This window comes from Neorhizobium sp. DAR64872/K0K18, from assembly GCF_050500175.1.
Lineage (GTDB): Bacteria > Pseudomonadota > Alphaproteobacteria > Rhizobiales > Rhizobiaceae > Neorhizobium > Neorhizobium soli.
The window spans coordinates 2775506-2797593 of sequence record NZ_CP191446.1; the positions used below are offsets into that span (position 1 = coordinate 2775506).

The following is a 22088-nucleotide window of genomic DNA, read 5'->3' on the forward strand; positions in this document are numbered from 1 at the left end:
GCTTCCTGTGAATTTTGGACAGACAGAAACCGGGGAAAGTTGCCCCGGTTTGTCATCGAGAGGCAAAATCAGGCCCGGAGCAGCACCTTACCGGTGCGGCCGTGCTCGCCGGCTGCCTTGGCCGCCTTGGCGATGTCATCGAGACCAAAGACCTCGGAGACGGTGAGGGTCACGATGCCGTTGGCGACGGCTTCGACGATCTCGCTGATATGGCTCTTCATCTTTTCCGCAGGAAGCTTGGGCGCGATCTTGGCGAGCCAGAAACCCTTGACCACCGCCTGCTTGAAAATCATGTCGCTGGCTGAAAGCTGCATCGGCGTTCCCGACATCAGTCCGAACGAGATCAGCAGGCCGTTTTCGCCAAGCACCGACAGCAGGTCTCCGGAGGCCGGGCCGCCGACGCCATCGACCCCCGCCTTGATCGCGGCTCCGCCCGAGAGCGCATTGACCGTCTCGCGCCATCCGGTCTGCGACGTCGAGACGACATTCTGGATGCCGAGATCCGCCAGTTCGCGCACCGCCTCGTCACGTCGGACGAGGTTGATGACATTGATCTGACGCGGCTTGGCAAACATCGCGAGCGTCTTGCCGACCGCACCATTGGCCGCGTTCTGGATGATCCAGTCACCTTTTTCGACACCCGCAAAATCGAGCAGTGTCAGGGCGCTGAGCGGCATCGAGATCAGCTGCGCGCCAGCCTCATCGGAAATCGAATCGGGAAGCGGCACGGCTGCCATGGCCGACGCGATATAATACTCCGCCCAGGTGCCCTGCCCTGAGGCCGCCACACGCTGCCCGACCTTCAGGTGCGAGACACCCTCGCCCAGCGCATCAACGACACCGGTTCCTTCGGTGCCGGCGACGGCGGGCAGGTCGGGCTTGTAGCCGTAATCGCCGGAAACCGTCAGAAGATCGTGGTTGTGGATCGCCGCCATCGACATGCGGATCCGGATCTGGCCGGGGCCGGGCTGCGGAATTGGGCGATCCTCGATCGACAGGACGGAAGACGGATCGCCGAAACTGGAATGAATGGCACTACGCATGAGATTTCTCCGTTCGGTCCCGCGTGGCTCGGCAGGACAAGGCTTGGGCCGGTTGGGAACAGGTTCCCGCATGGGCGCAAATCGACTATGGCTTGGTGGCGGATATAGGACATCGCTAGGCTGATATAACCCCGCGCGGAGCAGCGGCTGTAAAATTCTTGAGAAGCCCGCAGCCGCGGGTAGACTTTTGACATCTCCTCTGTTAAGTGCCTTCACCAATCGCTTCGGCTATCCGCCGGGCTCCGACATTCTTTCGCCTCGAATCCTGCAGATTCCCTGGCGATAACAAACCAAAGGAACGGGATTTCACGTGCAGGTACTTGTCCGCGACAACAACGTTGATCAGGCTCTCCGCGCTCTCAAGAAGAAGATGCAGCGCGAAGGCATTTTCCGTGAAATGAAGATGCGTGATTACTACGAAAAGCCTTCGGAAAAGCGCGCCCGCGAAAAGGCTGAAGCCGTTCGCCGCGTCCGCAAGCTGGCCCGCAAGCGCATGCAGCGCGAAGGTCTTCTTCCGGCAACGCCGCGCCCGGCAACCGCCCGTCCGGCTGCTCGTTGATCGGTCGTTTTTTCGACGTTTTCATGTGATTATGAGCGGTGGCGACATGGGCGCCGCCGCTTTTTTGATTCGGAACGGACGACATTCCGACACCGTTCTGCCGATCCCGACAGCCCGATACGAGGACATGCGCCTGATGGCCGCCAAGACTGCCGTTTTTTCCGATGGAACCCGAAACTCCGGCCATTCCTTGACCGTCGCCCCAATTCGCAAGGCCCTCGCTCCGATCGGTATCGTGGCAGTGCTCGCGCTGGCCGGCTGCTCGACGACCACGTCGACGGACATGATCAGCGTCGATCGCGCCCAGGGGTCGGAACAGAACATCTCGTCCCTGTCCTCCGTCATCAGCTCGAACCCGTCTGATCCGGAAGGCTACAACATTCGCGGGTCGGCCTATGGTCGCGCCGGCGAATTCAAGCGGGCACTGGAAGACTTCAACCGCGCGCTCCAGATCAATCCGCAGTTCTACCAGGCCTATGCGAACAGGGCGCTCGTCTATCGCAACATGGGCAAGCCTGTCGAAGCCGCGAACGACTACAACCGCGCGCTCCAGATCAATGCCAACTACGACGTCGCCCTGATCGGCCGCGGCAATATCTATCGCCAGGCCGGCCGCCTCAACGAAGCCTTCAGTGACTTCAACAAGGCCATCGATCTCGATACGACCGATGGTCGCGCTTACCACAACCGCGGCCTGATCTATCAGGCCCGCAATCAGCACGCGCAGGCGATCGACGACTTCTCCAAGGCGATCTCGCTCTCCTCCAGCTCGGCCGAGCCTTATAACGGTCGCGGTATTTCCTATCTCGCCATGAACGACGACGAGAATGCGTTTGCCGACTTCAACCGTGCCATCGAGCTGAACGACAAGCTTGCCGAATCCTGGGCCAACCAGGCACTGGTGTATGAGCATCGCGGCGACCGTGCCCGCGCCAACCGTTCGTTCTCGCATGCCGTCCGCCTGGACCCGAACTACAAGCCGGCCCAGGACGGCGCGGCACGTACACGCGGCGGCAATAGCTAAGCGGAGCCATGACGATGCAGCAGTCCGGTCGCCATGATATCATCGTCATCGGCGGCGGGATTGTCGGCGCCTCGATTGCCTGGCACCTCACAGTGTCAGGCGCCAAAGTCCATCTTCTCTTTGAAAAACCAGGCGGCATAGCCACGCCGAATTCCTTCGCCTGGATCAACGCCAGCTGGGGCAATCCGCGCGCCTATTTCGACCTGCGCATGCGCGCCATCGCCGAATGGAAACGCCTTGCGAAGGACGTCCCCACCCTACCCCTATCTTTCGCGGGCGGCCTATGCTGGGACATGTCGCAGGCTGACTTGACGACCTACGCCAGCCAGCATTCCGGCTGGTGCTACGATATCGCTGAGGTCGATGCCGTCAGGATTGCCGCCATCGAACCGGCCCTGAACGACGTGCCTAACACCGCGCTTTACGCCGCGATGGAGGGTGTAGCCGAGCCGCAGGCGAGCGCCGAGATCCTCATCGCAGACGCCCAAAGACGCGGCATGCTTCTCACCGAAGGCATCCGGGTCACTGCCCTCAGGCGCAATGGCGAAGGCCATGTTGCAACTGTGGTCACCGACAGCGGCGAATTCACAGCCGGTGAAATCGTGCTCGCCGCCGGCGCCGGCACCACGACCCTTGCCGCTTCTGTCGGAATAGACGTCCCGGTCGAAACACCACCGGGTCTCCTCGTCCACTCGACGCCGGTCGCACCGATGCTCAACGGCCTCGTCATTGCGCCGGAACTGCATGTCCGGCAAACCGCCGACGGTCGGCTCGTCGCCGGGACCGATTTCGGCGGCATGGATCCGGGTACCGATCCGGATGGCGCGGCTGACGAGCTGTTCGGCAAACTGAAGCGGTTCGTCAAAGGCGGCGACAGCCTGGTCATGGACTTCTACACCGTCGGTTATCGCCCCACGCCAACGGACGGCTTTCCGATCATCGGACGTGCCGAAAATCAGACCGGCCAAACCCTCCCCGGCCTCTACATTGCCGTAACCCATTCGGGCATCACGCTCGCTCCGGCGATCGGCTTGTTTGCCGCCACCGAAATCCTGGAAGGGGCGCAAGAACCTCTTCTCGCCCCCTACCGTCTGTCGCGCTTTAGCTGACAGCCCTCAGCGCCAGCCGAGCGCCGGCGCCACATGCTTCAGGATCGACTCGATGACATGGGCGTTGTAGTCGACGCCGAGCTGGTTCGGCACGGTCAGAAGCAGCGTATCGGCCTCGGCAATGCCCTCATCCTGGCGCAGCTCCTCGATCAGGGCTTCCGGTTCTGCCGCATAGGAACGACCAAAAATCGCCCGCGTGCTATCGTCGATATATCCGACCGAGTCCTGCTCCTTGCCGCCGCGGCCAAAATAGGCCCGGTCGCGATCGTCCGTCAGCGCGAAGATCGAGCGGCTGACCGATACCCGCGGTTCGCGCTGATGGCCGGCCGCCTTCCAGGCGTCGCGATAGGCTCGGATCTGCTTTGCCTGCTGAATGTGGAAAGGCTCGCCCGTCTCGTCGTTCTTCAGGGTCGAGCTCTGCAGGTGCATGCCCTTCCCGGCCGCCCAGACTGCCGTTGCATCGGAGCTTGCGCCCCACCAGATGCGGTCTCGCAACCCTTCCGAATGCGGCTCCAGACGCAGCATGCCCGGCGGGTTAGGAAACATCGGCCGCGGGTTGGGTTTGGCAAACCCCTCGCCCTTCAGCACGTCGAGAAAGACTTCGGCGTGGCGGCGACCCATGTCGGCATCGGTCATTCCTTCGCCCGGCTCGTAGCCAAAATAGCGCCAGCCTTCGATCACCTGTTCCGGCGAACCGCGGCTGATGCCAAGCTGCAGGCGTCCTTTCGAAATCAGATCCGCCGATCCCGCATCTTCCGCCATGTAGAGCGGGTTTTCATAGCGCATGTCGATGACGCCAGTGCCGATCTCGATCTTCGACGTGCGCGCACCGACGGCGGCCAGAAGCGGAAACGGCGAAGCCAGCTGGCGGGCGAAATGGTGAACGCGGAAATAGGCGCCGTCGGCACCGAGTTCTTCGGCAGCGACGGCAAGATCGATCGACTGCAACAGCACGTCGCCCGCAGAGCGCGTCTGCGATTGTGGCGACGGCGTCCAGTGGCCGAATGATAGGAAACCGATTTTCTTCATGATAGGGCTCCGGCAATATGCGCATGAGAAGAGGTATTGCCCCCTACATGGCATGCCGCAGCAGCATCCGTTAGGGCCCTGCCGCGAATTGGGCGCAGACGGATTGTTCGCAGATTGCGAACGAGTGTTGTGAAGATCGAATGAAATAGCGCCTGGAGTACCTGTCGGCAGGGTCGCGCGGGTGCAACGTCACACCCGCGCCCCGACAGAAACAGATCCGGCTTAGCGCAGCAGGAAGACGCCAGCGATATTCAGGATGATGAAAACGATGAGGCCGCCGAGAAGTCCAGCGCCGCCGAAAAAGCCGGCCGCCATGGCGATCATCAGAACGACGGTGGACATCGTGCCCCATTTTGCAGCGGCCAGAAAACCCTCGTAGGTTTTCTCGTGCTCGCGATAATCCATGGGAGCACCGGTCTCCATAGGTCCGCTCTGGTGATTGTCCATCATCGATCTCCTTCAACGCCGCGCCAACGAGCCGATCACGGCGGGGTGGCGCGGTAGCCTCCTCCTCGCTCTTCGAATCCTTGGCAGATCACCGAAAAGCGCCTCTCGATCCAGATTACACACACCGCTTCAAAGCGCAATCGCGCCGCGCCGCGGCTGGTGCTTTAACACCTACTCGGCGAACGCCATTTCCTGAGAGGTCGGCCTTCCCGCGATCCTCGCGGTCGGCAGAACGGTGAGTGGCGGACTGTCGAACTGCGCTTCGTTGCCGAACATCATCCGCCGTTCATAGGCCTCCGACCGGAACAACGGGAACCGCCGCATCAACTGTGGCCTTACCTCCTTGACGCGTGACGCAAGAAGCGTGAGCTCGAAGCCGTAGATGCCGGCCATCGTTGGCGGCACGACGATATCCGCCAAGAAGATGCGCTTGTAAAACGAGGCATGCGGCGGGCGGATATGCTGCAACACCCGGTCGGCATCGAAATGGATGGCAGCCATGATGCTGGGCCGCAGCGTGATATAGGGGATGGTCGGCAATTCGGCGACGACAGCCGGATCGACCGCAAACCGGGCGGGATCGATCAGCGTCATCCCGGCATCGAGGAAAGCGTGGACCGCATCGGGAAACACGCCTGTTGACTGGCACACACGATGGTCAGGCGTCACGTAATGGACGCGGATCGTGGCGATCAGTTCTTCGTAATGATGAATGCCGAAGACATAGGCGTTGCGGTCGAAATCGATCTCATCGAGCATGTCCACCGCACCGACGGGGAGAACATCCTGCGCCTTGTAGGCTTTGTATCTTAATCTGGCGATATCTTCGAAATCTTCGGCGTTCTGAATGCGGCGGTATTCGATGTGGTCGAGGGATGCGAGGAGCTTTTCGGAAAAGGGTGCTTCAGGAACAGATTGCTTTATCGGCATGTGAATTATCCATGGGACGTTAACCCAGGATTAACCGTGAACTGAGCCTTGATCGCAATCGCCGAAATTATGTTTAACAAACTTTAAACAGAAATAGTTAACCGCCAGCGGTAACCTTATGCCGCGGGTGCAAAAAATAGCCCGTGAAGATATGGGGAAGCGCTCTTAGCCAGCCGCGCTCAATGACCGCGGCGCGTCGTTCTTGCGGCCCGATACGGCACGACTACCCGCCTTGCTGAGAGCAACGCCGTTAACGCGCAGACTCTCCAACGCATCGACCGGCACCGGCGGCGAGAAGATGTAGCCCTGAACCAGGTCCGCAAAATTGTGCTTGCGCACGAGATCCAGCTGTTCCTGGGTTTCGACGCCTTCGAGAACGATGCGGAGATCGAGCTCGCGTGAAAGATGCACGATGCCGCTCAAAAGCTTCATGCGGCGCGGATCGGTACCGATGTCGCGCACGAAGGCGCGGTCGATCTTGACGATATCGATCGGCAGGGAATCCAGATAGCTGAGGCTCGAGAACCCGGTGCCGAAATCGTCGATTGCGATCGTCACGCCGTTGGCGCGCAATCGGCTGAGCGTCGCACTCACGGCGACAGGCTCCTCCATGAAGCAGCTTTCGGTTACTTCCAGATGCAGCCGTGCGGCAGGCAGACTGTAGCGCGCCAAAGTCTCGGCCACCATTGCCGTGATCGCACCGCCACGAAGATCCTTGACCGAGAGATTGACGGAGACCGCCATGCCGCCCGACCATTCGGCGCAGTCGGCGCATGCCTTGTCCAGCACGAACCGGGTGACGTCCGAAATCAGGCCCATGCTTTCGGCAAGCGGGATGAAGATGTTGGGGCCGATCCAGCCGCGCTCGGGATGCGACCATCTCACCAGTGCCTCGCAGCATTCCATCTCGGACCCGTCCGGCCGGTACATCGGCTGGTAGACGACGGACAGATGGCCGTTTTCGATGGCATGGCGCAGATCGGTCCGCAGACGCTGCTCGGCCACATACCGACCATCCATTTCCGGCCTGAAGGTTCTAACCGTGCCGTTGCCGGTCGACTTTGCCTCGTTGAGGGCGAGGTCCGCCTTGATCTGCCAGGATTCCATGTCGAAATCTTCAGCGGGCAGAATGACGCAACCGCTGTTGAGCGATACCGAAAGACTAAGCCCGTCGACCCGGTAATCCCCCTCGAATGTCCGATGAATCTCGCGGATACGTGCCTCGATCGCGCAAGAACCGTCTTTGCCGGTCACCAGCAGAACGAACTCGTCGCCCACCAGCCGGCCGATCAGAACCTCGTCGCTCGCAAACGCCGCTGCCCGTTCGGCAATTGCTGCAAGAAGCTTGTCGCCCACCACGTGGCCGCGCATGTCGTTGACATGCTTGAACCCGTCGACATCAAGAATAGCAAGCCCGGCCCACATCTCCGGACCTGCATTTGCCAGCCGACGTTTGACCTGTTCGGTGAAATGTCCCCGTGTCGGCAGGCCGGTCAGCGTGTCGAAACGAACAAGGTGAAGGATTTTCTCTTCGGCAGCGACCCTTGCGCTGACATCCTCGAAGATCATCACGAGACCGCCCTCGGAACGGCGGCTGAGCGAGAATTCCAGATAGGTGTCGTCATTGAGACGCAGCAGCGTCTTGCCCGCCTGCCCTTCCAGCAAGCCGCCGATCTGCGTCAGGATCTCGTCCGGAAACGCATTTTCGCGGTCGCGAAGGGCGGCGATGAAACTCGCGCCCATCAGGTCTTCGGCATCGCCCAGTCCCAGCAATTCGTGCGCGCGCCGGTTGACGACCTGCACCCGGCCATCGGCGTCCAGCATGATCAGCGCATGCGTCATGGTACTGAGCGCACTGTCGAGCTGGTCGGCAACCGTCTTCATCTCGCGCGAAACGATGACGTTCTTGTAGAGAAATTCCCGCACCCCCGTCGCCATCGACTGGGTGGTCAACCCGAACGGCACGAGAAAGAGCGCCATCAGCGCAAGATTGATTTCGCCGGTCAGCACGCAGGCAATGATCAGCGGCAGGCAGCAGCCGGTCGTCTGCAGCGCAACCGCGCGAGCAGACCCGTAGTTGCGGCCGACGATCGACACCATCGACGCCATGGTGACCGCGATGCACATGAAGGCGGCCATCATGTCCCGCAGGACAAGAACCGCATAGGCGCTGCTGATACCGAGAAGAAAAGCAGTCGCCGCGGCGCCGTAGACGTAGCGTGTTTCCCAGCTTTCGATCTCGTCGCGGGAAAGAACCGCACGGTCGAGACTGTCGAAGCGACGGAACGAGATGACCCGGAACGTGAAGACGGCCAAGAACACCGCAATCAGCATGATATAGAAGGTAGAGCCCGTCGTGGCAAAAATCACTGCGCACGACAGGATATGGACCACCATTCCAGTCCACAGCGTTCCACGATTTCTAAACAGCGATTCGACGAACGACAGATACACTTCTGTCGGCAGCGTTTGCGCTTCCGCATTCTTCATAGGGGCACATTCCCTTGCCATCAGACCGACAATGGAGAAAACGTTTTAAAAATTGATTGTTGTCGGAGTGCGACCCCTTGGATTGTGGGGGTTCGTCGAAAAGCGATCAATGAACGGTAACAGGGATTGCTAAAACTCTCCAAACTCAATTATGCGCTCTCGCGACCACCTTCGCAATAATATTTCGCGCAATGCCTGGAAACGGCATTTATGCGACCTATGGGGGTCTTTTCTTTTAATAAGCGTTCGTTTACATCGCCTCATTCGGGCAGAGGTAAAGACCTGCTGGGGAGCGAGTGAGTATGGCGGGCCTGTTGAAATTCAGCGCGTTAATTGACCGTGTCAGCGAAATCGTCGGAAAATTTGCGGGTTATCTCGTTCTGGCCTGCTGCCTGATCAGTGCCGGTAATGCCTGCATTCGCTATGCGTTCAACTACAGCTCGAATGGCTGGCTGGAAATCCAGTGGTATCTGTTCGCGTTTATCGTTCTCTTGGGCGCATCCCATACGCTTCGTCTCAACGAACACGTCCGCGTCGATCTGATCTACGGCGCCGTCTCGGATCGCAAGCGGTTGTGGATCGATGCGATCGGCCTGGTGATCTTTCTGATCCCGGCATGCCTCTTTCTGGCATGGCTGTCCTGGCCGTTCTTCTCCCTGTCTTTCATGCAAGGCGAAGTGTCTTCGAATGCCGGCGGCCTGATCCGCTGGCCCGTCAAATTCATCATCGTCTCGGGGTTCGTGCTCCTTGCCTTTCAGGGCCTGTCCGAGCTGATCAAGCGCATCGCCGGCCTCACAGGCACCCTCCAGGTCGACACGACCTACGAAAAGCCACTGCAATAAGACCGCGCCATTCCGGGGGGAAACCAAGCTCATGTTTGAATACGGCGTAATGCCACCGGCCATGTTTCTGGGCATGATCATTTTCATGCTCTACGGCTTTCCGGTCGCCTTTTCCCTTTCGGCGGTCGGGCTGTTTTTCGGCTTCCTCGGTATCTACACCGGTCATTTCGAATATGCGTTCATGCAGGCCCTGCCGCTGCGCATTTTCGGCATCGTCTCCAACGACCTGCTTCTCGCCATTCCCTTCTTCACCTTCATGGGTGCCATTCTTGAACGCTGCGGTCTTGCCGAGGACCTGCTCGAAGGCACCGGAAAACTGTTCGGCGCAATTCCCGGCGGCCTTGCCTATGCGGTGATCATCGTGGGCGCAATTCTCGGCGCCATCACCGGCACGGTTGCCGCATCCGTCATCACCATGGGTGTGATTTCCCTGCCGATCATGCTGAAATACGGCTACAACCCGCGTCTCGCAACCGGCGTGATTGCAGCCTCCGGCACGATCACTCAGGTCATCCCGCCGTCGCTCGTCCTCATCGTTCTGGCCGACCAGCTCGGCCGTTCGGTCGGCGACATGTATCTCGGCGCCATCGGTCCTTCGATCCTGCAGGTCGTGATCTTCCTGCTGTTCATTCTCTTCACCTCGATCGTCCGGCCCCAGGATGTTCCGGCGCTACCGCCGGAGGCCCGCGGCGAACTCAATACCGCGCTGGTGTTGAGAGTGCTGTGGGGCATGGTCCCTTCGGTCGTGCTGATCTTCCTTGTCCTCGGCACCCTGTTCATGGGACTTGCCACACCGACGGAAGCCGGCGCGCTCGGCGTCGTCGGCGCCATGGCGCTTGCTGCCATGCACCGCCGCCTGACCTGGGACCTCGTCAAGCAGGCCATGCATTCGACAATGACGATCACCTCGATGGTCGTCTTCATCCTGGTCGGCGCCACCTGCTTCAGCCTTGTGTTCCAGGGCATGAACGGTGGGCTTTGGATCGAATTCCTGCTGTCTCATATTCCGGGCGGCGCCCTCGGCTTCCTGATCTTCGTAAACATCTTCATTTTCTTCCTGGCGTTCTTCCTGGATTTCTTCGAGATCGCCTTTATCGTCCTGCCGATGCTGGCACCGGTCGCAACGGCGCTCGGCATCGACCTGATCTGGTTCGGCGTGCTGCTCTGCGTCAACATGCAGACCTCGTTCATGCACCCGCCATTCGGCTTCGCACTCTTCTACCTGCGCTCGATCGCGCCGAAGACTGTGAAGACGAAGGACATCTATCTCGGCGCCATCCCTTGGCTCGGGATGCAGTTGATCCTCGTCGCCATCATCATCTTCTGGCCGGAATCCGTCACCTACTGGCTGGACAAGGCTCCGGACGTCGATCTCAATACGATCAAGATCGAAATCCCCGGCTTCGGCAATGATAGCGGCAACAACCAGATGCCCAATTTTGGCCTGCCGCCGATGGATGGTGCGCCCGGTCAGGGCGGCGGCGCGCAACCTGCCCCCGGACTACCCGGCATGCCCAACTTCGGCGAGCCACCCAAGATCAACCCTTAACGGCTTCGTCTTGCCAGAAAACCGGCGCAGTAGTACATTGGAGTGGAGAGCAAAGCGCGAACTCTGCTCTCCCTTTGTTATCTAATGTAGAAAATGAACCGGACGGACACTGACCAGCCCGTCCGGTATTTCCTAACCAGCAACGTAATGCTCAGTGGAAACCACATCGCATCACCTACTGTTCGACGGCAAGGCTTTTGCCTTAAGTCGGTGAAGCCCGTCTTCACCGATACTCCGGCTGGCCACGGAGTGCTCTGCTTTTGCCTTCGAACGCCACCATCATAGATACCAGCGTGTGATTGTGGAGCCGACACAACCGGGCATACGTGCAGCGCGTCTATTGCGTGAATCCAGTCCGGCGCCATCCCTCAGCTGCAAAAGAAAACCCCGGACCTTGCGATCCGGGGTACGTGTCTAAGCAACGCTGTAGACGTTCAGATCTTGCCGTTGCGCTGCTGGATCATCATGAACGTGTCGAACGTGTACTCCGAAAGCTGCATCCAGAGGTAACCTTCCTTCTTGAATGCGACCTGGTCGTCGTAGACCTTCTTGAAATCCGCGTTGGTTGCGGAGATACCCTTGTAGACGTCCATTGCCGCCGTGTAGCAGGCCTCGAGGATATCCTGGCTGAACGGCCGCAACGTCGTCCCCTGCGATACGATCTGCTTGATCGCCATCGGGTTCTTCAGATCGTATTTCGCCATCATGTTGGTATTGGCGAAAGCGCAGGCATCGGTCAGCGCCGACTGATAATGCTTTGGCAGGCTGTTCCACTTGTCGAGGTTGATGAAGGCATGGATTGTCGGGCCGCCTTCCCAGAAAGCCGGATAGTAGTAATACTTGGCCACCTTGTAGAAGCCGAGCTTGTGGTCGTCATAGGGACCGACCCACTCCGCCGCATCGATCGTGCCCTTTTCCAGCGCCGGATAGATATCGCCTCCGGCGATCTGCTGCGGTACGGCGCCGAGCTTTTCGAGCACCTTCCCGGCAATGCCGGCAATGCGCATCTTCACGCCCTTAAAGTCGTCGACGGTGTTGATTTCCTTGCGGAACCAGCCGCCCATCTGGGCGCCGGTATTGCCGGCCGGCATGCCGTAGATCTGATGCTTGGCATAGAACTCGTTCATCAGCGTATTGCCGTTGCCCTGGTAGAACCACGAGTTCGTCAGGCGCGCATTCATGCCGAAGGGGATCGCCGTGCCGATCGCAAAGGTCGGGTCCTTGCCGACAAAATAGTAGGAGCAGGTATGGCACATCTCGACCGTGCCAGCGGAGACCGCATCGGCCGCCTGCAGACCCGGGACGATCTCACCACCTGCAAACGGCTGGATCGTGAAATTGCCGTCGGTGGCGGCTGCAACATGCTTCGCGATATCGTCGGCGCCGCCATAAATCGTGTCCAGCGATTTCGGAAATGACGATGTCAGGCGCCAGTTGATCTTCGGGTTCTGCTGGGCAATGGCAGGTGTCGAAAGCGGAACAGCAAGCACTGTGGCTGCAGCGGCTCCCGCGCCGCCGACTGCCGTCTTTTTCAGGAATGAACGACGATCCATCAAAAATCCTCCCGGGTTGAACAGACCGCGAAGATGTCTCCTCCCATACCTCGCCAGTCCTAGATGAGGTAATCATGTTGCTTGAATGCTTGCAAGCAGACCATGTAACAATGACGGCGGACCAAGGTTAAACCGCATTATACTTTCGTCTTCCGCGATCGTCGTGGTTCACGCTGCACGGCGTCGCCACGGCTTGACTTCACCCCGCCTCCGGCAGCAATACGGGATGAGAACCACTGCCCCGCCTGGAGATTGTTCATGCCCGTCTCGTGCCGCAAGCCCATCGTCGCCGTTCCCGCCGATCTCAGGCAATTCGAAGGCGCCCTCTGGCACGCTACACCCAACCAGTATGTCAATGCGGCGCTGAAAGTGGCAGACGTCATGAGCTTCATCGTTCCCGCCTTCGAAGAGGGCAACGATGTCGACACGATCCTCGACCGGGTCGACGGCGTGCTGGTTTCCGGCGCCGTCAGCAACGTCCACCCATCGCTCTACGGCCGCGAAGCGACCGAGGCAGACGGCCCGTTCGATCACGGCCGCGACGCCACCTCGCTGCCGATGATCCGCCGCGCGATCGAGCGCGGCATTCCTCTTCTCGCCATCTGTCGCGGCATCCAGGAGCTGAATGTCGCGCTGGGTGGCACGCTGGCAAGCGAGATCCAGGATCAGCCGGGCAACTGGGACCACCGCAAGCCCGACGTGCCAGACCGCGACGCGATGTACGCGATCCGCCAGCCGGTCTTCGTCAAGGAAGGCTCCTGCATCGCGGATTTCCTCGGATTTTCCGGCGAAGTCCAGGTGAATTCGCTCCACCGCCAGGCGATTGCAAAGACCGCTCCCCGCCTGAAGGTGGAGGCGACGGCCGCAGACGGCACGATCGAGGCGGTGTCGGTGATCGACGCGAAGAATTTCGCCGTTGGCGTCCAGTGGCATCCGGAATACTGGGCCGAAACCGACGCACCGTCGGGCGCCCTGTTCCGGGCGTTCGGCGATGCGGCCCGCGCCCATGCGGCATCGACAAGCGGTGCGACCAGCCCACCGGTTGCCCGCACCGCGTGAATCAAACGCCCTCGCCGTGTTTGCCGGTTATCCCTTGACAGGGGTTTCCGGAACCGGCGTCAGCACGCGGCCGTCCTTGAACCAGCCGATCAGGTTGTCGACGACGAGATCGGCCATCGCATTGCGGGTCTGAACAGATGCGGAGGCGACATGCGGCAGAAGGCAGGTATTGTCGAGAGCGATCAGCTCCGCCGGCACGTTCGGCTCGTCGAAGAAGACGTCGAGGCCCGCTGCGGCAATCGTCTTGTCGCTGAGGGCGGCAATCATTGCCTCCTCGTCAACGCTCGATCCACGTCCGACATTGATAAACACGCCGCCCGGCCCAAGCGCTTCGAAGATCTCCGCATTGATGATCTTGAACGTATCCGGCGTCCCGGGCGCGATGCAGATCAGCGTATCGACGGCCTCAGCCATCTCCTTTAAGGACGGATAGTAGATATAGCCGACATCCGAGCGCTGGCTGCGGCTATAATAGCCGATCGTCACCTTGAACGGTTCAAGCCGCTTTGCGATCTCGAGACCGATGCGGCCGAGGCCGAGAATGCCGATGCTGCGGCCCTTCAGTGAAAACGGCGACAGCGGAAACGGCCCTTCGCTCGCCCACCGGCCTTCGCGCAGATAGGTCTCCGCCTTCGGAAACTGCCGCAGCGTATTGAGAAGCAGCGCGATCGCTGTATCGGCCACTTCATCGTTCAGGACGTCAGGCGTGTTGGTGACGATGATGCCCCGTCCGGCCGCCGTCTTCGTATCGGTGCCGTCGTAACCGACACCGAAGCTGGAGATGACTTCGAGATTGGGAAACGCATCGATGATGGCAGCATCGCATTTGCCGGAAACCGCGATGCCACGCACGCGCGCCCTCGTCTCGGCGTCGACGGATGCCAGTTCGGCATGCGGAGCCGAGATGACCTCGAAACTGTCGTTCAGACGCTCCAGAACGCGCGGATGAATACGGCCCGGCACGAAGATGGTGGCAGGATTCTCAGACATGCAGCAACCTCTTTATGAAGATAAATCAGCGTGGACGAAAGACGCCGGTCGACTGGCGCAGACGCATTTCCGGCTTGATCAGATGGAGACCGTCAGGCTCATGGCTCCCGGCAAGACGATCGAGCAGTGCCCGCGCCGCTAAGCGCCCGACATCGGCCTGTCCGTTGGAAACGGTGGTCAGAGACGGCGTCGAGATCGAAGCTTGTTCCAGATCGTCATAGCCGGTGACGGAAATATCGACGCCCGGTGTCAACCCGGCCCGCGCGATGCCGTTCATCAGGCCGATCGCCACCAGATCGTTCCAGCAGACCGCAGCCGTCGGCTTTTGCGGCAGGGACAGGAAATGCACCGCCGCCTCGAACCCGCCCTGCATCGAACGGGGTCCCGGAATGCGCAGGTTCGGATCGACCTCGATATTGGCTTTCAGCAGCGCGTTGACGTAGCCCTGGTAACGGTCGCGACCGGTCGATGTCTGGTCGGTGCCGCCGATCATGGCGATCGCCCGGTGGCCCAGTCCGATCAGATGGTTGGTGGCCAGCGAAATGCCATAAGCATCGTCGCCGCGATAGGTCGGCAGGTCGAGGCCTTCCATCGAGCGGGCAACAAGAATGGCCGGCATCCCGTTTTCTTCGGCAAGCTTCATGTCCTCGATCGGCGTCCCGATCGCCGGCGACATGATCACCCCGTCGCCGCCAAGCTGCAGCAACGTCTCGATAAACGTGCGCTGCTTTTCGACCGAATCGTAATGGTTGGAGAGAATGAACGTGTGACGGCTGCGGTCCAGCTCGCTCTCGATGGCTTTCAGGATTTCACCGTAGAACGGGTTCATCACGTCATGCACGACGACTCCGATGATCCCGGAGCGCGAGGTGCGAAGGCTGGCGGCACGGCGATTGTAGATGTAGCCGAGGGCCCGCGCCTGTTCCTTGATCTTCTCGCGGGTATCGGCGGCGACAAGCGGACTGTCCCGGAGAGCAAGCGAAATCGTGGCTGTTGAAAGACCGAGACTTTCGGCAATCGTCGACAGTTTGATTTTCTGCGCCATCTAGCCCCGCGTTCTCATGCAGCCTGCATTCTTACGCAGAGCACCCGAATTAAAGTTTAAATAAACAATTTAATTCCTTGCGACAATCCTGTGACGGGATTTTTCGGACGAGCAGGTTGGCAAACGCAACCCTCAGTCGCGATCGCCCTCATCCGACTGAAGATTGTGCTCGACGGCTTTGAGAAGTTTGAGAAGGGTGCGAACCTCCTTGTCCGAAAGACCTTTGACGGCCAGTTCGCCGCACTCGGCCACCGCGCGGCCGATCTGCTCGACGCTCTTCAGACCAGTCTCCGTCAGATGCACCTTGGTCAGGCGACCATCCGTTCCATCCGACCGGCGCTCCAGAAATCCCTGCGCTTCCATGCGGCCGATCGTGCGGGTCATGGTGGGAGCCTTGACGCCCATGCGGTTGGCAAGATGACCCGGCGTCATGCCGTCTTCCTCGGAAAGCGCTAGGATCACCCCGTCCTGCCCGGCATAAAGGCCGCTTTCGACCAGACTGCGGGACAAGGCGGTGCGCATTGACCGGGCGGTCTGTGTAATGACAGGCGCAAGGTCGGTTGCGGAAAGACCAGCGCCGTCCTTCTTCTTGCCCGACTTGGATTTCTTGTCGCCTTTTTTCTTGCTCATAGGCTCCGCCCGTTTTGCGTCATGGAAGTCGGCGCTATAACTATACCACGCCACCCTTATCGAAACCCGGAATTGACCGCCAGATGCCGCATCCCTTGCCGCGCTATCATGACAACGATGTTACGCCCCCGTCCACAGAAAGCGCTAAAAGAGGCGACTGGATCGCCGTTCTGCCGCTCGGCGCCTACGAACAGCACGGTCCGCACCTGCCTTTCGAGACCGATACGCTGATCGCACAGGGCCTTGTCGACCGCATTATCCCTGCCCTTCCGGCTGATCTTCCGGTGACGTTCCTGCCGGTAGAGCCAGTCGGCTACTCGATCGAGCACATGGATGTGGCAGGAACGAAGACGCTGGCCGCCGCCGAGGCCATCGACCGCTGGCTCGGCATCGCCGATGAACTTCACCAGCAAGGCATCCGCAAACTGGTGATGCTGAATGCCCATGGCGGCAACGCGCCGCTGCTGACGATCGTTTCGACAGAGGCCCGCGTCCGTTTCAACATGCTGGCGGTGGCGACGAGCTGGACGCGCTTCGGCCAGCCCGAAGGCTGGATCGCTCCGGAGGACAAGGCAATCGATATCCACGGCGGCGATATCGAGACCTCCGTCATGCTGGCACTGTGGCCGGACCGGGTGAAAATGGAGACGGCCGAAAACTTCCCATCGCGCCAGACAGATTTCGCGAAAGACTTTCGTCACCTGCGCGCCTACGGCCCACATGCGTTCGGGTGGAAGATGTCTGACCTCAACGCCAAGGGCGCCGCCGGCAACGCAACCGCTGCCACCGCAGAACGGGGCGAGCAGCTGGTGAAGCATGCGGTCAACGGCATCATCGAGTTGCTACGGGATGTGGCACGGTTTGATGTTGACGCGTTGAAGTAGCGCTGAGCCGCATAATGTGCGAGACTTGCGCACACGAAGGTGGTGTCTCATGACCCTCAACATTAGCAGTGAAGAAGCTCAGGCACTTGCGAAAGAGCTCGCGCAGATAGATGGAACGACAATCACGCAAGCGGTGGTCACCGCACTGCGGGAAACCATCGACAAGCGCGCGCAGCAGGAGACGCCAGGCGAGACAGCCAGCCGCATCCTTGCAAAGCACGGGCTTTCCTTCAAACAGACTCGACCCGTGCCCCCAGCTTCCGCCTATCACGATCTCGACCACGACCTGGATTGATCGCACATGTTTGTCGATGCTTGTGCGATCGTATCGTTGATGGCTGGCGAAGATACCGCGGAAGCCTATGAAAGGGCGTTGGCAAAATCGACACTGCCATTCACGTCTCCTCTCGCTGCCTGGGAAGCAATTATCGTCCTTTCTCGGCCCGACCAATTAGACTGCGCCTACGGCCAGGCAGAAAGCGCTGTCGTGGAATGGCTCGACGCGCGCGGCATTGATATCCGTGAGGCGGGCTCGCCGCGTGCGCTTCTGAGCTTTGCTGTCGCGGTGGCTCAGAAACATGGCATCGGTAAGCGGCACCTGAGCAACTTCGACTGTTTCCATTACGCGCATGCGAAAGTGGCCGGCGAGCCGCTTCTCACGCTCGACCAGCTTCTTCGGCAAACCGACGCGTCGACATTGCCTTGATGTGATCATATAACATTCAAAACCCTTTGAACTCGCGCGGCCTTGCCCTTATATGAGGCCAACACGCTTCCGCGCTCCCCGAGCGCTCCAGAACCCTTAGAGGTTTCCCATGACTGAAAACACCGCTCCCGTCGCTGCAAAGCCAATTCCTGTGACCGTGCTGACCGGCTATCTCGGCGCCGGCAAGACGACCTTGCTCAACCGCATCCTGTCGGAGAGCCACGGCAAGAAATACGCCGTGATCGTCAACGAATTCGGCGAAATCGGCATCGACAACGATCTGATCGTCGAGTCCGACGAAGAGATCTACGAGATGAACAACGGCTGCGTCTGCTGCACGGTTCGTGGCGACCTGATCCGTGTCGTTGAGGGCCTCATGCGCCGCCCGGGCCGCTTCGACGGCATTATCGTCGAGACGACGGGCCTGGCCGATCCGGTTCCGGTCGCCCAGACCTTCTTCATGGACGACGATGTTCGCGCAAAGACCGAACTCGACGCCGTCATTGCTCTGGTCGATGCCAAGCATCTGCCGCTGCGACTCAAGGATTCCCGCGAGGCCGAAGACCAGATCGCGTTTGCCGACGTCGTGCTGATCAACAAGACCGATCTCGTGACGCCGGAAGAGCTGGCGATCGTTGAAGACGTGGTGCGCGCCATCAACCCGACTGCCCGCATCTACAACACCAGCCGCTCGGGCATCGATCTCGCCCGCGTGCTGGATCAGGGCGCCTTCAATCTGGAACGGGCGCTGGAAAACGATCCGCATTTCCTCGACCACGACCACGAAGACCATGTCTGCGGCCCCGATTGCGGTCACGACCACAGCCACGACCATCACGGGCATGACCATCACGCGCACGACCACGATCATCATGATCACGGGCACGATCACAAGCATCATGACCACGGCCATCATGCGCATCACGATGCGATGTCGCCGATCCATGATATCACGGTGAAGTCTGTCTCCCTGCGCGGCGGCGAGATGAACCCGGATCGTTTCTTCCCGTGGATCCAGAAGATCACCCAGGCGGAAGGTCCGAACATCCTGCGCCTCAAGGGCATCATCGCCTTCAAGGGCGACGAGGAGCGTTACGTCATCCAGGGCGTCCACATGATCGTCGAAGGCGATCACCAGCGTCCGTGGAAGGATGGCGAGAAGCGTGAAAGCCGCCTCGTCTTCATCGGCCGCGACCTCGATTTCGACAAGATCCAGAAGAGCTTCATGGCTTGCCAGGCTGAGGTTGCTGTCGCCTGATGCCAACCGTTGCACCTCTTGATATCGACGGTCATGTCGTCGCGGCTCACTTTCTCGGCGACATCCCGATCTTTGCCACCGCAGCCGGCACCATTCACCGCCTTGACGGCGGTGAGAAGGTAACGGACGCGCATCACGGCCTGTTGACCTGCATCCGCGACCCCTTCAGCGCCACGCTTTTGAGTGGCGGCGAAGACGGCAGGGTGCAGCGCATCTCCCATGACGGCACCGTCAGCACGATTTCGGAAACGCCGCGCAAGTGGATCTCCGTCGTTGCCGGTGGCCCTCAGGGTGCGGTCGCCTGGGCGCAAGGGAAATCGAGCTTCGTCAAGCTCTCCGACGGCACCGTCAAGGAAGTGAAGGAAGAGCGCAGCGTCGAAGCCATCGCCTTCGCACCGAAGGGGCTGAGGATCGCGGCAGCGCGCTATAACGGCGTCTCCTTGCATTGGGTCGGTACCAACAGTCCGATGCAGGATCTCGACTGGAAAGGCGCCCATACCGGCGTCACCTTCTCTCCGGACGGCCGTTTCCTCGTCACCATGATGCAGGAAAACGCCCTGCACGGCTGGAAGCTCGACAGCAAGTCGGGCGAAAGCCGCCACATGCGCATGACCGGCTATCCGGCCAAGGTGAAATCGCTGTCCTGGTCGGTCAAGGGAAAGTGGCTCGCCTCCTCCGGCGCACCGGCCGCGATCGTCTGGCCGTTTTCGGCCAAGGACGGCCCGATGGGCAAGGCACCGATGGAACTCGGCACGCGCGCCAATATCATGGTGACGCAGGTGGCGTTTCATCCGCTGGAAGAAGTGCTCGCCATCGGCTTCATCGACGGCATGGTCCTCGGTGTGCGCATTGCCGACGGCAAGGAAGCACTGCTGCGCCGACCCGGTAAGGGCGCCATCACGGGCCTTAGCTGGAGCGCCAGCGGCAAGCTGCTCGCATTCTCGTCGGAAGCCGGCGATTGCGGCGTGATCGACATTTCTGGCTGAGCTGACAGTTCTATTTCCAATAAAACATGCGGGGCCTGCCCCGCATGTTCGTCGCGCATCTCAAGGCGGAGCTTGGCGCTTACGCTGAAGCGACAGCGCCGATAATCTCGGCGAGAAGGTCGTGCAACTGGTCACGGTAGCCGTTCCGGGCAGACGGACCGCTCTCCTTCGACGTCATCACCACGGTCATGTCGAGCGCCGGAACCACGTAGACCATTTGCCCGCCATACCCCCAGCCGAACTTCACATCCTGTCCGCCGATCTGGCGCAGAAACCAGCCATAGCCATAGCCATCGCCGGAAAAGCGCGAGTTCGTGCGTGGCATCCAGGATTGGTCGATCCAGCTCTGAGAGACAACCTGCCGGCCGCTCTTGGTTTTCCCGCCGTTGCGGTAGAGATCGCCAAATGCCAGCAGGGATGCAGCCGTCATCGCCATCTGGTTTCCGCCGAGATAGATGCCCTGCGGATCGCGCTCCCAGGCCCCGATACGAAACCCGTCGACCGGCTCCAGCCAGTCGCGCGCCAGCGCAAGCGTCGGCCGTTTGCCGACGCGGGTGAGGATAGCCGACAGAAGATGCGTCGACGCTGTCGAATAGAGCATCTGACCGCCCGGCTCGCCGTCGAACGGCTCCGACAGTGCAAACCGAACCCAGTTGGAACTGGCCACCCAGCGCCCGTAATTCGGGCCGGACATCCGAGACAGACCGGCCTGCATGGAGAGAAGATTGCCGATGGTGACGTCGGCGAGGCGCGGATCCGCGTCGCGCGGCAGATCGGCCTTCAGGATCGAGGCAATCTTCTGGTCCGGCCCTTCGAGCAGATTACGATCGATCGCGATGCCGACAAGGCAGGAGATGATCGATTTCGACGCCGACTTGATGTTGGTCGAGGCGTTGAGGCCGCTGCCGTTGAACGCTTCCCTGGCAATCGTCTCGCCCTTGCGCGACACCATCACGACCTTCAACGGCTCGAGGTCAGCCGCCCGGCCGAGCACGGCCTTCAGCGTCTGCGGCGCCTGCGCCACGCCAGTCCCGCCGGATTGCTGCGCGAAGGCCCGCATGGATGTGAGGACGAAGGGAGTGGCAAGAAGGGCTGTGCGGCGTGTGATCATGGATGCCAATCTAGGTCGAGACCAGCACGCGACTATGGCCGAGCCCAACGATTCACGCGAAGGTGACGGAGCGTGAGACCATTGCGCCACCCGTCGCCGGCCGGAAAACGAAAAACCCCGCCTCCTCTATGGGAAGACGGGGTCTATGGTTATTTCGATCAGCAGCAGCTCAGGCGAGCTTGCGCCCACTCGCAACGATCATGCCGGCGGCACCTTCCAGCCAACCGGCTTTCAGCTCCAGCGCCAGGAAGCGCGCACGGTCGCAGGGGCCTGGCATCACCAGATGCTGGGTCTTGCCACCGAAGAAGCCGAAGCGCTCGTAATAGGCGGCGTCACCGACCAGAAGCACGGCGCCGTGGCCACGGTCATGCGCCTGCGCGATCGCCGCACGCATCAGAGCCGCACCGATTCCCTTGCCCTCATGCGACGAGCAGACGGCAAGCGGTCCGAGCAGAAGCGCGTCGATGGCGTTGCCTTCTGGCGAAATGCCGGCCTCGATGTTCCACAAGCGCACCGTGCCGATGACGTGGCCGTCCTCGTCGCGCGCAACGAGCGCCAGGCCTTCGGCCGGCACGCGGTTCTGGCGGATCTTTTCGGACGACTTCAGGCGTCGGTCGGCGCCCATGGCGCGATCGAGCAGAGTTTCACGAGCCACCACGTCGGCGGGAGTTTCGGCAGTGATGGTGAATGTGGACGCGGGCGCAAACAGCGCACGGACAGAATCAAGAACAGTGGCCATCTTGGCCTCCCGCACTTAAAACCGTTTCAAACGGTATCGGACGATCATTGTGAATTTGCGGCTCCCGTCTGGAGGTCGGGAACCGCGAAAGTAGTGACGCTTGTA

22 protein-coding genes are annotated in these 22088 nt (G+C 60.5%); 11 read left to right on the plus strand and 11 right to left on the minus strand.

The genetic code is table 11. The features are described 5' to 3' along the window. Positions 1-68: 68 nt before the first annotated feature. Positions 69-1043, minus strand: coding sequence for a zinc-binding dehydrogenase (locus ACQY1P_RS19095; RefSeq protein WP_430254919.1), 975 nt, complete (start codon positions 1041-1043; stop codon positions 69-71). Positions 1044-1353: 310 nt separating this feature from the next. Between ACQY1P_RS19095 and rpsU the strand changes: the two genes are divergently transcribed. From rpsU to ACQY1P_RS19110, 3 genes are all read left to right on the plus strand, one after another. After that, positions 1354-1602, plus strand: coding sequence for a 30S ribosomal protein S21 (rpsU, locus tag ACQY1P_RS19100; protein ID WP_062461068.1), 249 nt, complete (start codon positions 1354-1356; stop codon positions 1600-1602). Positions 1603-1729: 127 nt separating this feature from the next. Then, positions 1730-2626: a tetratricopeptide repeat protein gene (locus ACQY1P_RS19105; protein ID WP_430254921.1), complete on the plus strand. Its 897-nt coding sequence runs from the start codon at positions 1730-1732 to the stop codon at positions 2624-2626. Between the two features lie 14 nt (positions 2627-2640). Beyond that, positions 2641-3735: an NAD(P)/FAD-dependent oxidoreductase gene (locus tag ACQY1P_RS19110; RefSeq protein WP_430254923.1), complete on the plus strand. Its 1095-nt coding sequence runs from the start codon at positions 2641-2643 to the stop codon at positions 3733-3735. A gap of 6 nt (positions 3736-3741) precedes the next feature. Here ACQY1P_RS19110 and ACQY1P_RS19115 read toward each other — a convergent pair whose 3' ends face one another. The 4 genes from ACQY1P_RS19115 to ACQY1P_RS19130 form a co-directional block, all read right to left on the minus strand. Further along, the gene (locus ACQY1P_RS19115; RefSeq protein ID WP_062461071.1) at positions 3742-4764 is read right to left on the minus strand and encodes an LLM class flavin-dependent oxidoreductase; all 1023 of its coding nucleotides are present in this window, start codon (positions 4762-4764) and stop codon (positions 3742-3744) included. Between the two features lie 222 nt (positions 4765-4986). Then, positions 4987-5211 carry an aa3-type cytochrome c oxidase subunit IV gene (locus tag ACQY1P_RS19120; protein ID WP_062582159.1) on the minus strand — a complete coding sequence of 75 codons (225 nt, stop codon included), beginning with the start codon at positions 5209-5211 and terminating at the stop codon, positions 4987-4989. Between the two features lie 171 nt (positions 5212-5382). Continuing rightward, positions 5383-6141 carry an N-acyl amino acid synthase FeeM domain-containing protein gene (locus ACQY1P_RS19125; RefSeq protein WP_430254925.1) on the minus strand — a complete coding sequence of 253 codons (759 nt, stop codon included), beginning with the start codon at positions 6139-6141 and terminating at the stop codon, positions 5383-5385. 165 nt (positions 6142-6306) lie between these two features. Further along, the gene (locus tag ACQY1P_RS19130) at positions 6307-8631 is read right to left on the minus strand and encodes a putative bifunctional diguanylate cyclase/phosphodiesterase (RefSeq protein ID WP_062461077.1); all 2325 of its coding nucleotides are present in this window, start codon (positions 8629-8631) and stop codon (positions 6307-6309) included. Between the two features lie 302 nt (positions 8632-8933). Between ACQY1P_RS19130 and ACQY1P_RS19135 the strand changes: the two genes are divergently transcribed. Next, positions 8934-9473, plus strand: a complete 540-nt coding sequence (locus ACQY1P_RS19135; protein WP_062461080.1) for a TRAP transporter small permease subunit — start codon at positions 8934-8936, stop codon at positions 9471-9473. Between the two features lie 31 nt (positions 9474-9504). After that, a complete protein-coding gene (locus ACQY1P_RS19140; RefSeq protein ID WP_430254927.1) occupies positions 9505-11022 on the plus strand; it encodes a TRAP transporter large permease in 1518 nt (505 codons plus the stop codon). A gap of 434 nt (positions 11023-11456) precedes the next feature. Here ACQY1P_RS19140 and ACQY1P_RS19145 read toward each other — a convergent pair whose 3' ends face one another. Further along, positions 11457-12575, minus strand: coding sequence for a TRAP transporter substrate-binding protein (locus tag ACQY1P_RS19145; RefSeq protein ID WP_062461086.1), 1119 nt, complete (start codon positions 12573-12575; stop codon positions 11457-11459). Positions 12576-12833: 258 nt separating this feature from the next. Between ACQY1P_RS19145 and ACQY1P_RS19150 the strand changes: the two genes are divergently transcribed. Continuing rightward, complete coding sequence (locus ACQY1P_RS19150; RefSeq protein ID WP_430254929.1) at positions 12834-13634, plus strand: gamma-glutamyl-gamma-aminobutyrate hydrolase family protein; 801 nt, start codon at positions 12834-12836, stop codon at positions 13632-13634. 27 nt (positions 13635-13661) lie between these two features. Here ACQY1P_RS19150 and ACQY1P_RS19155 read toward each other — a convergent pair whose 3' ends face one another. The 3 genes from ACQY1P_RS19155 to ACQY1P_RS19165 all read right to left on the minus strand — a co-directional run bounded on the left by ACQY1P_RS19155 (position 13662) and on the right by ACQY1P_RS19165 (position 16299). Beyond that, a complete protein-coding gene (locus tag ACQY1P_RS19155) occupies positions 13662-14624 on the minus strand; it encodes a 2-hydroxyacid dehydrogenase (RefSeq protein WP_430254931.1) in 963 nt (320 codons plus the stop codon). Between the two features lie 25 nt (positions 14625-14649). Beyond that, entirely contained in the window at positions 14650-15669 is a 1020-nt protein-coding gene (locus tag ACQY1P_RS19160; protein ID WP_062582147.1) for a LacI family DNA-binding transcriptional regulator, read from the minus strand. A gap of 132 nt (positions 15670-15801) precedes the next feature. Continuing rightward, positions 15802-16299 (minus strand): MarR family winged helix-turn-helix transcriptional regulator, encoded by a 498-nt coding sequence (locus ACQY1P_RS19165; protein ID WP_062461102.1) that lies wholly within the window; start codon positions 16297-16299, stop codon positions 15802-15804. An 83-nt stretch (positions 16300-16382) separates the two neighbouring features. Here ACQY1P_RS19165 and ACQY1P_RS19170 point away from each other — a divergent pair, with 83 nt between their 5' ends. The 5 genes from ACQY1P_RS19170 (at position 16383) to ACQY1P_RS19190 (ending at position 20133) form a co-directional block, all read left to right on the plus strand. Then, positions 16383-17183 carry a creatininase family protein gene (locus ACQY1P_RS19170; RefSeq protein WP_430254933.1) on the plus strand — a complete coding sequence of 267 codons (801 nt, stop codon included), beginning with the start codon at positions 16383-16385 and terminating at the stop codon, positions 17181-17183. Between the two features lie 49 nt (positions 17184-17232). Further along, positions 17233-17478: a type II toxin-antitoxin system VapB family antitoxin gene (locus ACQY1P_RS19175; RefSeq protein ID WP_062461108.1), complete on the plus strand. Its 246-nt coding sequence runs from the start codon at positions 17233-17235 to the stop codon at positions 17476-17478. 6 nt (positions 17479-17484) lie between these two features. Next, complete coding sequence (locus tag ACQY1P_RS19180; RefSeq protein ID WP_062461111.1) at positions 17485-17889, plus strand: type II toxin-antitoxin system VapC family toxin; 405 nt, start codon at positions 17485-17487, stop codon at positions 17887-17889. Between the two features lie 109 nt (positions 17890-17998). Further along, positions 17999-19147, plus strand: a complete 1149-nt coding sequence (locus ACQY1P_RS19185) for a CobW family GTP-binding protein (protein WP_430254935.1) — start codon at positions 17999-18001, stop codon at positions 19145-19147. After that, positions 19147-20133, plus strand: coding sequence for a WD40 repeat domain-containing protein (locus ACQY1P_RS19190; protein WP_113109722.1), 987 nt, complete (start codon positions 19147-19149; stop codon positions 20131-20133). The genes ACQY1P_RS19185 and ACQY1P_RS19190 overlap by 1 nt, the downstream gene beginning before the upstream one ends. A 79-nt stretch (positions 20134-20212) precedes the next feature. Here the strand turns inward: ACQY1P_RS19190 and ACQY1P_RS19195 are convergent, their stop codons facing one another. Next, the gene (locus ACQY1P_RS19195) at positions 20213-21244 is read right to left on the minus strand and encodes a serine hydrolase domain-containing protein (protein WP_430254937.1); all 1032 of its coding nucleotides are present in this window, start codon (positions 21242-21244) and stop codon (positions 20213-20215) included. A gap of 169 nt (positions 21245-21413) precedes the next feature. After that, positions 21414-21983: a GNAT family N-acetyltransferase gene (locus ACQY1P_RS19200; protein ID WP_430254939.1), complete on the minus strand. Its 570-nt coding sequence runs from the start codon at positions 21981-21983 to the stop codon at positions 21414-21416. Between the last annotated feature and the right edge of the window lie 105 nt (positions 21984-22088).